This window comes from Streptomyces sp. NPDC052012 (assembly GCF_040689265.1).
In the GTDB taxonomy this organism is placed as follows: Bacteria; Actinomycetota; Actinomycetes; order Streptomycetales; family Streptomycetaceae; genus Streptomyces.
In genome coordinates this window covers 638,769-652,116 of the sequence record NZ_JBFAXA010000002.1, presented here as the reverse complement: position 1 = coordinate 652,116, position 13,348 = coordinate 638,769, and the positions used below count along the sequence as shown (strand labels likewise).

Genomic DNA, 13,348 nt, shown 5'->3' with positions numbered 1-13,348 from the left:
GTACGCCGTCGACGGCTCGACGAATGAGGTGAACCATGGCGTACGCACGCCGGGCGGTGTTACTCGCGAGCGGACTGTTGGTGGTCGGCACCCTCGCCTCCTGCGGCACCGAGAGCACCACCACCGGCACGTCACCCCGACCCTCGGCCCCCGCCGAGCGGTCCTCGCTCCCTTCGACCCCACGCGCGGTGCCCAGCGACACCGTCGCGGCGTCGGTGCACTCCTCCGAACGTTCCCCGGCCACGGGCGCCGGTGAGCGGACGGAGCCCTCCGGAACCCGCTGCCGGACGTCCGAACTGAGCGCGGGCGTCGGCCGGATGGACCCGGGCGCCGGACAGCGCAACTTCCCGGTCGTCCTCACCAACGACTCGTCCCGCACCTGCACGGTGTACGGCTATCCGGGTGCCGCGTTCGTCGACGCGGCCGGCCGGCGGCTCGGCCCGGACCCCGAGCGCACCCCCGGCGACCCGCGCACCGTCACGCTGGCGCCCGGCGAGAGCGCCTGGGCGGGGCTGCGGTACGCGAGCCCCGGCGTGTCCGGCGCCCGTGCGGCCGTACCGGCGGCACTGCTGGTCACCCCGCCGGACGAACGGGAGCCGCTGAAGGTGGCGTGGAAGGCCGGCGAGGTCCCGGTCGCGGGCAACGCCTCCAAGGTGTTCCTCACAGTGCTGCAGCCCGGGACCGGGCCCTGACGCAGGGGTGGGCGTGATCAGCGCCCGCGTGCGCCGGGCGTCGGGTAGGGGCTGGTGACGTCGGCGTCCCAGTGGACGGCCTTCATCCGCAGGTCGGCCGACACGGCGTCGTCGATCGCCCAGCGCTGGGTGTCGTCGTCGGTGCGGAGCTTCACGACGAGGGCACCCGAGCCGTCGGTGGCGGCGGGTGCGAGAGCCAGCCGCTGGTCCGAGCGGGGGACCAGTGCGCCCCGGACCGTGAAGTCGTAGCGGACGTCGTCGGCGTCGGCGCGGGAACCGCCCGTACAGGCGTCCAGGCGCACCGCGTAGCCGATGCGGGAATCCAGGCACAGGTCCGGATCGGCGGCGCTGCGCAGCCGCCCGTCGGTCTCATAGGTCCACTGCTGGACCTCCGCGGCGGAGCAGGGGGTGAGCGCGGCCTCGGCACCGGTGACGGCCTTCCCGCCGACGAGGCCGACGCACAGGCCGGAGGCGGTGTTGAGCAGCCGTCCGCGCAGGGCACCCGTGCCGATCAAGGAGGGGTCGCCTGCCGAGGACGCCGCCCCGGCACCGGGTGCCCGGGAGGACCGGCCGTCGCCGCGTGGCGGGGCCGGGTCGGTGGCGTCGTCGGCTCCGACGGCGGCCCAGAGGACCAGCGGAAGGACGACCAGGCCGCTGACGGTGAGCACGCCCGTGGCGAGGTGACGGCGACGGACGGCCTTCCGGGCGGAGCGTGGGGCGGCGTGCCGGGGCGCCGGCCCCGACCGGCCGTGCGCACGGGGCGGACCGGCGGTACTGCGGCCTTGCCGGAAGGGCTCGGTCACCTGCCCGGGAAACGGCTCGGCCACCGGATGCGAAAAAGACCCGGCATACGCGGCATAATCCTCGTCCGTACCGGCGTCCGGGAACACACCGGCCTCCGCACCTGGAAATTCCTCGGCATTCCGGAATTTCCGCACGCCGGCCAGATCACCGGCGGCCACCGCGATATCGAAGACCTCCCGGGCCGGGGGCGTCGCCGCGGCGTCGGTCGTGCGCGTGCCCTCGGCCGCGCGGGCCCTCGCCGCCACGTAGTCCCGGGCGCCCCAGCCGAGGACCGCCTCCGCCAGCGCCGTCCCGAGTCCTCTGGTGAAGCGGGTGAGTTGGTCCGCGGCGTACCGGCAGTGGGTGCAGGTGTCCAGGTGGTGGCGCAGGTCGGGATCGAGGGTGACGCCGGTGCGCCGGCAGGTCACGTCCAGCATGCGCAGATAGCTCCGGCACTCCTGCACCGGAGCGAGTTCCCGGTGGAGCTGGAGGCACTCCTCGCGCAACCGGTCGTGTGCGCGGCCCAGTTGGATGCGGGCGCTCTCCTCGTCCATGCCGAGCAGCCCGGCGGGCAGGGCGAGCGGTTCGGACTCAGCCTCGGCGTGCCAGAGCAGGCACCGGGCGGTCCGGGGCAGGCGCTGGAACGCGCCGGACAGCAGGCGCCGTTCGGGCCGCGGCAGCAGGAGGGCGCCCGGGCGGCCACCGTGCCGGGCCACGGCCCTGAGGCCGGGGTGGAGCAGGTCCCGTCTGCCGTCGCCGTCCCACTCGGCGGCGATCCGGCGCACGGTGACGAGGAGTTGGGGCCGCCACGCGGAGGCCGGGCCGTTGTGCCGCAGCGTCTCGCCGAGGAGCCGGGTGAACGCGGCCGTGGTGAGCATGCCGGCGGCCCGGGGGCCGTCGGTGCACAGGCGGGCGTATGTGAAGGCGGCTTCCCAGTGCCGGTCCAGCAGTTCCCCCACGGGATGCAGCGCGGGCGTGGCCCCCGTCCACGTGCTGAGCTCGGCGCTCAGCTGCTCGTCCGTGACACCGAAGGGGCGGGACGAATCCGGGGAGTCCGACAGGCCGGTGCGCCTCACGGCTGCGTTCCTCTCAAGGGCGTTCGGAAATGCATTTTCTGCACGCCGACAGCGCACACCTTTGCACAGGTCGGCAAGGAGGAACAAGGGATTCCACGCATTCTCCTCCCACCTGCGACATCACCACCCTTTGACACGTTGTCAATGCCATTCGGGTCCCTGAATTCGCGATCCGCAAAAAATCGGTTGTCCACACCACCCCCTCAGCCGCAGGATCCACCCATGCTGAGACCGACACCGCCCGGCTCATGACCGGTGCCCTCGTCGCGGGGCTGATCGCCGGGTACGGCATCGCCGTGCCCGTCGGCGCCGTCGGGACCTACCTCGTCTCCCTCACCGCCCGCACCTCGCTGCGCACGGGGGTCTGCGCGGCCCTCGGGGTCGCCACCGCGGACGGTCTGTACGCCCTCGCGGCCACCGTCGGCGGCTCCGCCCTGGCGTCCGCGCTGCGGCCGGTGCTCGGGCCGCTGCGCTGGGTCTGTGTGCTGGTGCTGCTGGCGCTGGCGGCGTGGAGCGCGGCCGGCGCCGTACGGCAGTACCGCGACCGCCGGCTCGCCACCCGCCGTGCCCCCGCTCCCCCGGACCCCGCGCGGGCGTACGCCGTGCTGCTCGGGATCACGCTGCTCAACCCCACCACCGTGATCTACTTCGCGGCGCTCGTGCTCGGCTCGCAGGCCGGCACGACGGCGGGGGCGACGGAGCAGGCGGTGTTCGTGACGGCCGCCTTCGCCGCGTCCGCGAGCTGGCAGGTGCTGCTCGCCGGCGGTGGCGCGCTGCTGGGCCGGGCGCTGACCGGACACCGGGGACGACTGGTGACCGCGCTGGTGGCCGCCGCGGTGATGACGGCCCTCGCGCTGCGGATGGCCGTGTCGCACGGATGAATCCGTACGGTCGTCGGTGTTGCATGGCACACAGCACAGTCGACCGGTGACGACGATGGGACGGATGGCATGCCTCTCGACGGAGAGTACGAACCGAGCCCGACGCGCTGGGTGCGGGAGCAGGTGGAGCGCTATGAGCGCTCCGGCGGTACGGAGGGGACGACCCTGCAGGGTACGAACTACCCCGTGATCGTGCTGACCAGCCGCGGCGCGAAGACCGGCAAGCTGCGCAAGACGCCGCTCATGCGGGTCGAGCACGAGGGACGGTACGCGGTGGTGGCCTCGCTGGGCGGGGCGCCGAAGCATCCGGTCTGGTACCACAATCTCCGCGCGGAGCCGCGGGTCGAGCTCCAGGACGGCCCGGTCAAGCGCGATATGACGGCCCGTGAGGTCAGCGGGGCGGAGAAGGCCGAGTGGTGGGAGCGGGCGGTCGCGGCGTATCCGCCGTACGCCGACTACCAGCGCAAGACGGACCGGGAGATCCCGGTCCTCGTGCTGGAACCCGTCGACGCCGGCTGACGGCCCTCTGCCTCGGCCTGCGGATCTCGCCGGAAATTGCTCCGTTCGGCGTGCATGAAGTCCCCGGCGCCGGGCATCCGAGTGTCAGGCCCCGCCGCGTTCCCCCGTCGCGGCGGGGCTCTCCCATGCCTCGCGGGCCTCGGGGGCGCGGTGGTCGGTGACGTCGAGGAAGATCTGCTCCGCCTCGGGGACGACATCGGCGATGGACTGCTTGATGCGCACGGCGACGTCCTCCACGCGCTCGCTGTCCATACCCGGCGCGAGGTCGACCCTGGCGGCCACCAGAGCGGTGTCCAGCCCCGTCTTCATCGTGAAGAGCGCCTCCACGCTGTCGATCTCCGGCTGGGCCCGCAGCAGCGCCCGGATCCGCTCGCTCGCCTCCGGGTCGGCGGCCTCGCCGACCAGCTGGGCGCGGGCGTCGCGTCCGAGCCGGTAGGCCACGTAGACCAGCAGCGCGCCGATGGCGAACGAGGCGGCCGCCTCCCACACCACCTGCCCGGTGACCATGTGCAGCACCATGCCGGCTGCGGCCAGGGTCACGCCCAGCACGGCGGTGCCGTCCTCGGCGACCACCGTGCGCAGCGCCGGGTCGCGCAGTCCGCTGCCCGCGCCGCCCTGCTTGCGCACCTGGTACAGCGCCCGCAGCAGTGAGCCGCCCTCCGCGAGGAGGGCGACACCGAGCACGACGAGTCCGGCCACATAGCCGCCGAGGTCCTCCGCGCCGCCGCCGCGCAACGCCTCGACGCCCTGGTAGAAGGAGAAGCAGCCGCCCATGACGAAGATGCCCACGGCGGCGAGGAGCGACCAGAAGAACCGCTCCTTGCCGTAGCCGAAGGGGTGGCGCCGGTCCGGGGGACGGCGGCTGCGGCGCAGCGCGGCCAGCAGGAACACCTCGTTCATGCTGTCCGCCACCGAGTGCGCCGCCTCCGACAGCAGCGCCGGCGACGCCACGGCGAGCCCGCCGACGGCCTTCGCCGCCGCGATCACCACATTGGCCCCGAGCGCCACCAGCACGGTGACCCTGGTCCTGCGATCCGATCGTGTACTCACGTCGGGCGATTGCCCCGGTCGGACTAGGTCACACCGTGCCGACCGCGGAAAACGGGGAACGCGGTCACAGGGACCCCTGAACGGGAACGGCGAGGAGGAGGAGACCCATGAGCCGCGACGACGGGGACGGCGGCAACAGCTCCTACGGCAGGAAGGCGTTCACACGGTCGAAGGCACACTTCAAGGACCGGATCACCGCCGACGGCGAGGACGGGTGGCCGGTGGAGCCCGGCCGGTACCGGCTGGTCGTCAGCCGGGCCTGCCCGTGGGCGAGCCGCGCGCTGGTGTCCCGGCGGCTGCTCGGCCTCGAGGACGCGCTGTCGCTGGCCGTGGCCGACCCGGTCCAGGACGACCGCAGCTGGCGCTTCACCCTGGATCCCGGCGGCCGGGACCCGGTCCTCGGCATCCGGTATCTGAGCGAGGCCTACGACCGGCGGGAGACCGGCTACCCGGGCGGGGTGAGTGTGCCGGCGATCGTGGACGTGCCCAGCGGGAAGCTGGTCACCAACGACTACCAGCAGATCACGCTCGACCTCGCCACCGAGTGGACGGCCCTGCACCGGGAGGGGGCGCCGGACCTGTACCCGAAGGAGCGGCGCGACGAGATCGACGCGGTGATGGCGGACGTCTTCGCCGACGTCAACAACGGCGTGTACCGTGCGGGTTTCGCCACCGGGCAGGAGGAGTACGAGGCCGCGTGCACGGATGTGTTCCGGCGGCTGGAGCTGCTGGCGAAGCGGCTCGAGGGGCAGCGGTATCTGGTCGGCGACACGATCACCGAGGCGGACATCCGGCTGTTCACCACGCTGGTGCGGTTCGACGCCGTGTACCACGGCCACTTCAAGTGCAACCGGTGGAAGCTGACGGAGAACCGGGTCCTGTGGGCGTACGTCCGCGATCTCTTCCAGACCCCCGGCTTCGGCGACACCGTCGACTTCGACCACATCAAGCGGCACTACTACCAGGTGCACACCGGCATCAACCCGACCGGCATCGTGCCGCTCGGTCCCGACCTGTCCGGCTGGCTGACGCCCCATCACCGCGAGGAGCTGGGTGGCCGGCCGTTCGGGGACGGGACCCCGCCGGGACCGGTCCGTGCCGACGAGGAGGTCCCCGCCCGGGGCCGCCCCTGACCCGATTCGACCATGACCACAGCCGAGCGACCTAGGAGATCCACGTGGCGAAGAAGAGCAAGAAGAAGAAGCTGCCGCTGGCGTACAAGCCGATCGGGTTCGCCCTCGGCTGGACCAGCGGAACCGTGGCGGGTCTCGCCTTCCAGAAGACCTGGAAGGTGATCCGGCACGAGGACAACGCACCCGACGCGCTGGACCGGGACCGCCGCTGGGGCGAGATCCTGCTGGCGGCCGCGATCCAGGGCGCCATCTTCGCGGTGGTGCGCAGCGCCGTGGACCGGGCCGGCGCCAAGGCCATCGAGCGCTCGACCGGCACCTGGCCCGCCCCCGACAAGGAGGGGCGCGACTGAGACGCCGGGTCCGTCGGGACGCGTGTCGAGCCGGGCGCGGGCCGCACCTCGCGTGCGTCCGCGCCCGGCTCGTCGTGTGCGTCCGGCTCGGCGGGTGCCTGCGGTCCGGCTCGTCGCGTGTGCGTCGGTCTCAGCCCTGCTTGGGGGACGTGGGGGCGCCGCGGCGCAGGGTGAAGGAGTGGCCGGCCGGGTCGGCGTAGCCCCGTTCGTCGAGCGGGCCCGTGGAGTCGGTCGCCTCCATGGGACGGCCGCCGAGACCCACGATGCGGCGTTCCGTGGCGTCGACGTCGTCCACCACGAACTCCAGGTGGGCCTGGAGCGAGTTCTCGGGGCGGGGCCAGCTCGGGGCGGTCGCGTTGACGTCGCGGCGCAGCGCCAGCCGGAAGCCGTCACCGGACCGCAGCTCCACCCGGTTGGCGTTGGCGTCCGTCTCCTCGGCGTCCAGCAACTCCTTGTAGAACTGGGCGAGTTTCTCGGGCTCGGCGCAGTCGAGCACCACGACGCCCGCCTTCACCAGTGCCATGTCTCCTCCGCGGGGTCCGGGGTCGCGGGGCGGCCGTGCCCCGCCCTGTAGGAGAACGGATATCCCCACCGAGCGGATTCAGTCGGGAGCCGCGTCTACGGCTGCAATTCGGAGACATATGTCAATCGAACATGCTCAAATTCAGTCGGTCGAGGGTAACTTGCTTGGCGGGGAACGGTGTTGGCGCCGCTCCCCGTCCCGGGGCAACCCGGGGAGTCCCGCGCACGGAGCAGGCTGGAGGCGATGGCGTCGTGCGGCACGAACCTGCACCGCTGACCCGGCATCTGCGCGTCCACCGGGACCGGGGACACACGGTGCTGGAGTTCCGCGGTGAGATCGACATCGCCGCGGCAGCGGAGATCGTCCCGCATCTGGACGCGGCGACCGCCGAGCCGGACGCCCGGGTGGTGATCGACCTGACCCGGATCGAGTTCTTCGACTGCTCCGGCCTGCGGCTGCTCTACCGCGCCCGGCACCGGGTCATGGACCACGGTGGCCGGCTGCACCTGGTGTGCGCCCACCCGCTGACGCTGCGCATGCTGCGGATCACCGGTCTCGCCCGGCTGCTGCCGCCGCGTCCGACGCTGGACGCGGCCCTGGAGCAGCCGGAGGCGACCCCGGGACCCGTGTGACCGACTGGCCGCTCCCCAGGGGGTCCGCAACGTCGCGTCGTCCGCCCGGAGGGCGGGCCCTGCGGCCTCCGGTGCGTGCTCTGGGGGTCCCCCCGGCCGGAGGCTGGGGGAGTGCCGGGCGGACATCCCCTAGGCCGTCGGCGGTGTGTCGAACAGGGCGCTGACCGACTCCCCGTTGTGGATGCGCCGCACCGCCTCCGCGAGCGCCGGGGCGATGGACAGGATCCGCAGTTTGTCGGTGTGTTCGTGCGCCGGCACCGGGACGGTGTTGGTGCACACGATCTCCAGCACGTCGGGCTGCTCGCTCAGCCGCTTGAGCGCGCCGGCCGCGAACAGCCCGTGGGTACAGGCCACGCGGATCGACCGCGCTCCCAACTCCCGCAGCCGCTGGAGCAGTTCGAGCACGGTGCTGCCCTTGGCGATCTCGTCGTCCAGGACGATGACGTCCCGTCCGGCCACCTCGCCGATGACGGAGCTGATCTGCACCCGGTCGTCGGCGAACCGCTGCTTGGCGCCGGCGGCCACCTGGGCCCCGATCAGCCGGGCGAAGTGGGCCGCCTCCTTGGCGTTGCCGAGGTCGGGCGAGACGACGGTGGTGCGGCTCAGGTCGTACTGCCGGAAGTGCGCGGCCAGTTCGCGCAGGGCGTGCAGATGGTCGACGGGCACCGAGAAGAAGCCGTGCACCTGCGGCGCGTGCAGGGTCATCGCCAGGACCCGGCTCGCGCCCGCCGCCACCAGCAGATCGGCGACCAGACGCCCGCCGAGCGAGATGCGCGGAGCGTCCTTCTTGTCGGAGCGGGCGTAGGAGTAGTGCGGCATCACCACGGTGATCCGGGACGCCGACGCCCCGCGGGCCGCGTCGCACATCAGCAGCAGTTCCACCAGATGCTCCTGCACCGGCTTGACCAGCGGCTGCACCAGGAACACGTCCCGCTCACGGCAGTTGGCCTGGAGCTGGACCTCCAGACAGTCGTTGGCGAACCGGCTGACCCGGGTCGGGCTGAGCGGCACGCCGAGATGGGCGCAGACCTCCTCGGCGAGTTCGGTATGGGCACTGCCGCTGAACACGGCGATGTCTCGCACGGTCGGTCTCCTCGCATGATCATGTCGGCCCGGCCAGGCTCATGCTACTGGCCTGCTGCGGCGCTCCCCCTCCGCCGCCGGTCCGGCATCCGGTGCGGTGTGTGCGCCCCCTTCGTGCGCCCGGCGCCGTCGTCCGTCCCCCAACCGGCCTGTCTGACACCGGAGATGGCGGGCATGCGCACCCGTAGGAAGGAGGGCCGTCCGCCATGACGACTCCCATCAGGCGCCTGTCCGCGCGCATGCCGGCCTGGGTGAAGGCGCTGAGCGCGGTGGTGCTGCTGCTCGTCGTGCTGCTCGCCGGCATCCGGCTCAGCGGTCTGCCGGGCCTGAAGGACGTGTTCGGCACCGAGACCCGCGACCGCTCCGGTCCCGCGCTGCTGGAGTCGATCCAGGACCTCAGCCGCTACGAGGCCGCCTCCGGCAACTTCCAGGTCGTCGTCGACCTCGAGAAGGACGCCAAGTACCTGCCCGACGCGCTGCGCGGCAGCCGCACCCTGTACGTGGGGGCCGGCACCGTGGACGCCTACGTCGACCTGGGGAAGGTCGGCAAGGACGCCGTGCGCGTCGACGAGGGCCGTACGTCGGCCACCCTGCGGCTGCCCCACGCGCGCCTGGGGGCCCCGGCCCTGGACCCGGAGCGCTCCTACGCCGTGTCCAAGCAGCGCGGGCTGTTCGACCGGCTCGGCGACCTGTTCTCGGACAACCCCAACAGCGAACAGGCCGTGCAGAAGCTCGCCGTACGGCACATCGGCGACGCGGCGAAGGAGAGCGGTCTGACCGCCCGGGCGGAGGCCAACACCACGGAGATGCTCGAAGGTCTGCTGCGCTCCCTGGGCTTCAAGGACGTGAAGGTCACCTACGGCGGCTGAGGAGGCCGTCCGCCGCAGCAACCGCCGTCCCACGCACGCATGTCGACGACTGGAGGACCCCATGGCCCGAACCGCCTCGCATCCCGTCTCCGCCGGGCGTCGGCGCCCCCGGCCGCCGGCGCGCGGCGCCAAGGAGCCGGACGGGCGGCGTCCGCTGCCGTTGCCCCTGCGGCTGCTGGCGATGCTGTGCGCCTTCGTGTTCATGGTGGTCTTCGCGGTGATCCTCGCTCGGCTGACCCTGCAGCCCTCCCCCGCCTCCGAGGCGCTGACGCACACGAATCTGCACCCCGGACGCTCGCTGCGGGCCTATCTGGAGCAGCCGGCGCTGCAGGACGCGGTGCGGCAGATCGGCGGCAACATCCTGCTGGGCGTGCCCTTCGGCATCCTCACGCCGGTGGTCGCGCCGCGCACCCGGGGGTTCCTGCGGGTGCTGCTGCTGACCGCCGTCGTGATGCTGCTGGTGGAGTTCGCGCAGGGCGCGCTGGTGACCGGGCGTGCCTTCGACGTCGACGACGTCATCCTGAACACCGGCGGCGCGCTGCTGGGTTATCTGCTGCTGGGCCGGCGGCTGGGCCGCGCCGTGCACGCACGGCGGCGCGAGGCGTGAGCGGCACAGGCCGCCCGCGGCGCCCGCCGCGGGCGCCGGCGCCGTGGGACGCGACCGTGCTTCTAGTGCACGGTCCAGGTGAACTTGTCGCCGCCCACCCAGCGGACCACGTCCGGGTCGTCCAGGTCGTGGACGGTGATCCCGAACGCGGCGGCGGCCTGCAGCACATCGGTGACGGCCTTCGCCTCGCCGACCACCTGTCCGTCGATCTCCACGATCCGGAACGGGGGCTTCCCGGGCTGCACTCCGAGCACCATGATCCGCGGATGGGCGATGTGCGGGCTCGCGCTTTCGGTCATGAATAGAGCGTAGAGCGCAATCGGCGCGAACGCGGCGTTCGGGTGCGGCATTCGTCCCCGGGCGCCGCCGGGCCTCCGTCAGGGGCGTCGCCAGTCGTCGCTCGTCAGGTGCGATCCGGCCTGCGGGCCCATCCGCAGCATTCCGCCGTCCACGCTCCAGGAGGCGCCGGTGACGTACGAGGCGTCCGGTCCGGCGAGGAAGGCGATGACGGCGGCGACCTCTCGGGCGTCACCGGGCCGCCCCAGCGGGACGCCGGGGCGGGACTCGGTGTGCGGGTCGGTGTCCTCCTGGCCGGTCATGGGGGTGGCGATCTCGCCGGGGGCGACGGCGTTGACGGTGATGCCGTGCTCGGCGAGTTCCAGCGCCATCACCTGGGTGAGCAGCCCGAGGCCGCCCTTGGCCGCGCAGTAGGGGGCGGCGCCGACGCGCGGCTGGTGCTCGTGGACGGACGTCACGTTGACGATGCGGCCCCCGTCGCCCTGCCGGATCATGTGCCGGGCCGCCTTCTGCCCGCACAGGAACGGGCCGACCAGATCGACGTCGAGGACCTCGCGGACCGTGGCGAGGTCGAGGTCGAGGAAGGGCGTCATGGTGCCCGTGCCGGCGTTGTTGACCAGCACGTCGATGCGGCCCAGTCGCTCGCACAGGTCGTCGACGGTGTCCGCGGCGGCCGGCAGCCGGGTGAGGTCCAGCGGGGCGACCTCGGCACGCCTGCCGTGGGCCCGTACCTCCTCGGCCGTCTCCTCGGCGCCCTGCCGGTCGCTGTGCCACGTGATGCCGACGTCCAGGCCCGCGGCGGCCAGGCGTACGGCGGTGGCCCGGCCGATGCCGGAGTCGGCGCCGGTGATCACGGCGGCCCTGGCAGGGGTGGTGGGAGCGGACATCGACGGCCTCCTCGCCGGCAGGGAGCGGAACGAGGCATCGCAGTACCCGGCGCGACAGGGGGCAAACCGGCGCTTACGCCGTGCGGCGGTACGCCTGCTGGGGAACTCTGGAGCGAGGAGGTGGCCGATGGATCCCGTCGAGGCGTTGGAGCGGATCGCCTTTCTGCTGGAGCGGTCACTGGCGCCGACGTACCGGGTCCGGGCGTTCCGCACCGCCGCCCGGGTGCTGACGGAGCTGGGCGCCGAGGAGGTGCGCGAGCGGGCGGCGGCGGGGTCGCTGGAGTCGCTGAAGGGGGTCGGCCCGAAGACGGCGCAGGTGGTGCGGGAGGCACTGGACGGCCGGGTGCCCGGCTATCTGGAGAAGCTGGAGGGCGAGGCGGCGGCGGAGACGCCGGCACAGCGGGGCGGTGCGGCGCTGCGGGCGCTGCTGCGCGGGGACTGCCATGTGCACTCGGACTGGTCGGACGGCGGCAGCCCGATCGAGGAGATGGGCCGGGCCGCGGCGGCGCTCGGGCACGAATGGACCGCCCTCACCGACCACTCGCCGCGGCTGACCGTGGCCCGCGGGCTGTCGGCGGACCGGCTGCGCGAGCAGTTGGAGGTGGTGGCGCGGCTGAACGAGACGTGGGCGCCGTTCCGGCTGCTGACCGGCATCGAGTGCGACATCCTCGAGGACGGCTCCCTCGACCAGGAGCCGGAGCTGCTGCAGCGGCTCGACGTCGTGGTGGTGTCCGTGCACTCGAAGCTGCGCATGGACGCCCGCTCGATGACCCGCCGCATGGTCGCCGCCGTACGCAATCCGCACGCGGACGTGCTCGGGCACTGCACCGGACGGCTGCTGAGCGGGCGGGGGCGGCCCGAGTCGCAGTTCGACGCGGACCAGGTGTTCGCGGCGTGCGCGGAGACCGGCACCGCGCTGGAGATCAACAGCCGGCCCGAGCGGCTCGACCCGCCGAAGCGGCTGCTGCGCCGGGCGGTGGAGGCGGGCGTGCTGTTCTCCATCGACACCGACGCGCACGCGCCGGGCCAGCTGGACTGGCAGATCCTCGGCTGCGCCCGCGCGGAGGAGTGCGGGGTGCCGCCCGAGCGGGTGGTCACCACCTGGTCGCTGGAGCAGTTGCTGGGCTGGACGCGGGAGCGCAGGCTGCCGTGACGGGCGAGGACGGGCGGGCGGACGTGGGTACTCGCGCCGCTCACGAGAAGTCGGAGGAAGGGACAGGAATGGAACGCGCGGCCGTGTTCGACGTCGACGGCACGCTGGTCGACACCAACCATCTGCATGTGACGGCCTGGTGGGAGGCGTTCCGGCAGGCGGGCCACCGGGTGCCCATGCACGCCGTCCACCGGGCCGTGGGCCTGCCCTCCACCGATCTGATCGCGCATCTGCTGGGCGACGGGCGGGACACGGACCGCGACGCCGAGCTGAGCGCCGCGCACAAGGCGCTGTACGGGCAGTACTTCGACCGGCTGCCCGCCCTGCCGGACGCGGGCCGGCTGCTGAAGCGGCTGCACGCGGACGGCTGGAAGGTGGTGCTGGCCACCTCGGCGGGCGGTGCGGAACTGAGCGCGCTGCGCCGGGCGATCGACGCCGACGAGGCGATCACCGCGACGGCCAGCTCCGACGACGTGGACGAGGGCAAGCCCGCACCCGAACCGGTCGAGCACGCCCTGGACCTCGCCGGGGTGCCCGCCGGGCGCGCGGTGTTCGTCGGCGACACCGTGTGGGACATGCGGGCGGCAGGCCGGGCCGGCGTGCGCTGTGTGGCCGTGCTGTGCGGCGGCATCCCGCGCGCCGATCTGGAGGAGGCGGGCGCCGAGGCGGTCTACGACGACCCGGCGCACCTGCTGGCCTCGCTGGCGGGCAGTCCGCTGGCGTGAGCTCCCGGGGCTCGGGGATACCCGCTGCGCATGACGCGTGTGTGGGAGGAGACGGTGGGGCAGGGTGACGCGGGCGGCCGTGCGGCGC

The 13,348-nt window shown here is 73.2% G+C and carries 16 protein-coding genes; 10 read left to right on the top strand and 6 right to left on the bottom strand.

The window, feature by feature from the left end; all coding sequences use genetic code 11:
- The first annotated feature begins 35 nt into the window (after nt 1-35).
- Complete coding sequence (locus AB0412_RS06550; RefSeq protein WP_366401357.1) at nt 36-692, top strand: DUF4232 domain-containing protein; 657 nt, start codon at nt 36-38, stop codon at nt 690-692.
- Nucleotides 693-709: 17 nt separating this feature from the next.
- Here the strand turns inward: AB0412_RS06550 and AB0412_RS06545 are convergent, their stop codons facing one another.
- Nucleotides 710-2,551: an RICIN domain-containing protein gene (locus AB0412_RS06545; protein WP_366401356.1), complete on the bottom strand. Its 1,842-nt coding sequence runs from the start codon at nt 2,549-2,551 to the stop codon at nt 710-712.
- Between the two features lie 248 nt (nt 2,552-2,799).
- On the opposite strand from AB0412_RS06545, the gene AB0412_RS06540 reads away from it, so the two are divergent.
- Both AB0412_RS06540 and AB0412_RS06535 read left to right on the top strand, forming a co-directional pair.
- Nucleotides 2,800-3,432, top strand: coding sequence for a LysE family transporter (locus AB0412_RS06540; RefSeq protein WP_366401355.1), 633 nt, complete (start codon nt 2,800-2,802; stop codon nt 3,430-3,432).
- A 69-nt stretch (nt 3,433-3,501) separates the two neighbouring features.
- On the top strand, nt 3,502-3,951 hold the full coding sequence (locus tag AB0412_RS06535; protein ID WP_366401354.1) for a nitroreductase family deazaflavin-dependent oxidoreductase: 450 nt from the start codon (nt 3,502-3,504) through the stop codon (nt 3,949-3,951).
- Between the two features lie 84 nt (nt 3,952-4,035).
- On the opposite strand, the gene AB0412_RS06530 is transcribed toward AB0412_RS06535, so the two are convergent.
- Nucleotides 4,036-5,001, bottom strand: a complete 966-nt coding sequence (locus AB0412_RS06530; protein WP_366401353.1) for a cation diffusion facilitator family transporter — start codon at nt 4,999-5,001, stop codon at nt 4,036-4,038.
- A 107-nt stretch (nt 5,002-5,108) separates the two neighbouring features.
- Here AB0412_RS06530 and AB0412_RS06525 point away from each other — a divergent pair, with 107 nt between their 5' ends.
- Nucleotides 5,109-6,134: a glutathione S-transferase C-terminal domain-containing protein gene (locus AB0412_RS06525; RefSeq protein WP_366401352.1), complete on the top strand. Its 1,026-nt coding sequence runs from the start codon at nt 5,109-5,111 to the stop codon at nt 6,132-6,134.
- 44 nt (nt 6,135-6,178) lie between these two features.
- Nucleotides 6,179-6,484, top strand: a complete 306-nt coding sequence (locus AB0412_RS06520) for a DUF4235 domain-containing protein (RefSeq protein WP_366401351.1) — start codon at nt 6,179-6,181, stop codon at nt 6,482-6,484.
- Between the two features lie 130 nt (nt 6,485-6,614).
- Here the strand turns inward: AB0412_RS06520 and AB0412_RS06515 are convergent, their stop codons facing one another.
- Nucleotides 6,615-7,007 (bottom strand): VOC family protein, encoded by a 393-nt coding sequence (locus tag AB0412_RS06515; RefSeq protein WP_366401350.1) that lies wholly within the window; start codon nt 7,005-7,007, stop codon nt 6,615-6,617.
- A 251-nt stretch (nt 7,008-7,258) separates the two neighbouring features.
- On the opposite strand from AB0412_RS06515, the gene AB0412_RS06510 reads away from it, so the two are divergent.
- Nucleotides 7,259-7,639 (top strand): anti-sigma factor antagonist, encoded by a 381-nt coding sequence (locus tag AB0412_RS06510; RefSeq protein ID WP_366401349.1) that lies wholly within the window; start codon nt 7,259-7,261, stop codon nt 7,637-7,639.
- Nucleotides 7,640-7,768: 129 nt separating this feature from the next.
- On the opposite strand, the gene AB0412_RS06505 is transcribed toward AB0412_RS06510, so the two are convergent.
- Nucleotides 7,769-8,722 carry a ribose-phosphate pyrophosphokinase gene (locus tag AB0412_RS06505; RefSeq protein ID WP_366401348.1) on the bottom strand — a complete coding sequence of 318 codons (954 nt, stop codon included), beginning with the start codon at nt 8,720-8,722 and terminating at the stop codon, nt 7,769-7,771.
- 206 nt (nt 8,723-8,928) lie between these two features.
- Between AB0412_RS06505 and AB0412_RS06500 the strand changes: the two genes are divergently transcribed.
- A complete protein-coding gene (locus AB0412_RS06500) occupies nt 8,929-9,591 on the top strand; it encodes a DUF4230 domain-containing protein (protein WP_366401347.1) in 663 nt (220 codons plus the stop codon).
- 61 nt (nt 9,592-9,652) lie between these two features.
- Nucleotides 9,653-10,198: a VanZ family protein gene (locus AB0412_RS06495; protein ID WP_366401346.1), complete on the top strand. Its 546-nt coding sequence runs from the start codon at nt 9,653-9,655 to the stop codon at nt 10,196-10,198.
- A 62-nt stretch (nt 10,199-10,260) separates the two neighbouring features.
- Here the strand turns inward: AB0412_RS06495 and AB0412_RS06490 are convergent, their stop codons facing one another.
- Nucleotides 10,261-10,497, bottom strand: coding sequence for a hypothetical protein (locus AB0412_RS06490; RefSeq protein WP_366401345.1), 237 nt, complete (start codon nt 10,495-10,497; stop codon nt 10,261-10,263).
- A gap of 78 nt (nt 10,498-10,575) precedes the next feature.
- Complete coding sequence (locus AB0412_RS06485) at nt 10,576-11,382, bottom strand: SDR family oxidoreductase (RefSeq protein WP_366401344.1); 807 nt, start codon at nt 11,380-11,382, stop codon at nt 10,576-10,578.
- A 127-nt stretch (nt 11,383-11,509) separates the two neighbouring features.
- On the opposite strand from AB0412_RS06485, the gene AB0412_RS06480 reads away from it, so the two are divergent.
- Together AB0412_RS06480 and AB0412_RS06475 are read left to right on the top strand one after the other, a co-directional pair.
- Nucleotides 11,510-12,535, top strand: a complete 1,026-nt coding sequence (locus AB0412_RS06480; RefSeq protein ID WP_366401343.1) for a PHP domain-containing protein — start codon at nt 11,510-11,512, stop codon at nt 12,533-12,535.
- A 68-nt stretch (nt 12,536-12,603) separates the two neighbouring features.
- Entirely contained in the window at nt 12,604-13,260 is a 657-nt protein-coding gene (locus AB0412_RS06475) for an HAD family hydrolase (RefSeq protein WP_366401342.1), read from the top strand.
- Nucleotides 13,261-13,348: the final 88 nt, after the last annotated feature.

Excerpts from the sequence above, each read along its gene's own strand:
- AB0412_RS06485 (WP_366401344.1), bottom strand. The coding sequence starts at position 11,382 with ATGTCCGCTCCCACCACCCCTGCCAGGGCCGCCGTGATCACCGGCGCC.
- AB0412_RS06535 (WP_366401354.1), top strand. The coding sequence starts at position 3,502 with ATGCCTCTCGACGGAGAGTACGAACCGAGCCCGACGCGCTGGGTGCGG.
- AB0412_RS06480 (WP_366401343.1), top strand. The coding sequence starts at position 11,510 with ATGGATCCCGTCGAGGCGTTGGAGCGGATCGCCTTTCTGCTGGAGCGG.
- AB0412_RS06500 (WP_366401347.1), top strand. The coding sequence starts at position 8,929 with ATGACGACTCCCATCAGGCGCCTGTCCGCGCGCATGCCGGCCTGGGTG.
- AB0412_RS06525 (WP_366401352.1), top strand. The coding sequence starts at position 5,109 with ATGAGCCGCGACGACGGGGACGGCGGCAACAGCTCCTACGGCAGGAAG.
- AB0412_RS06495 (WP_366401346.1), top strand. The coding sequence starts at position 9,653 with ATGGCCCGAACCGCCTCGCATCCCGTCTCCGCCGGGCGTCGGCGCCCC.
- AB0412_RS06540 (WP_366401355.1), top strand. The coding sequence starts at position 2,800 with ATGACCGGTGCCCTCGTCGCGGGGCTGATCGCCGGGTACGGCATCGCC.
- AB0412_RS06515 (WP_366401350.1), bottom strand. The coding sequence starts at position 7,007 with ATGGCACTGGTGAAGGCGGGCGTCGTGGTGCTCGACTGCGCCGAGCCC.
- AB0412_RS06490 (WP_366401345.1), bottom strand. The coding sequence starts at position 10,497 with ATGACCGAAAGCGCGAGCCCGCACATCGCCCATCCGCGGATCATGGTG.
- AB0412_RS06475 (WP_366401342.1), top strand. The coding sequence starts at position 12,604 with ATGGAACGCGCGGCCGTGTTCGACGTCGACGGCACGCTGGTCGACACC.
- AB0412_RS06550 (WP_366401357.1), top strand. The coding sequence starts at position 36 with ATGGCGTACGCACGCCGGGCGGTGTTACTCGCGAGCGGACTGTTGGTG.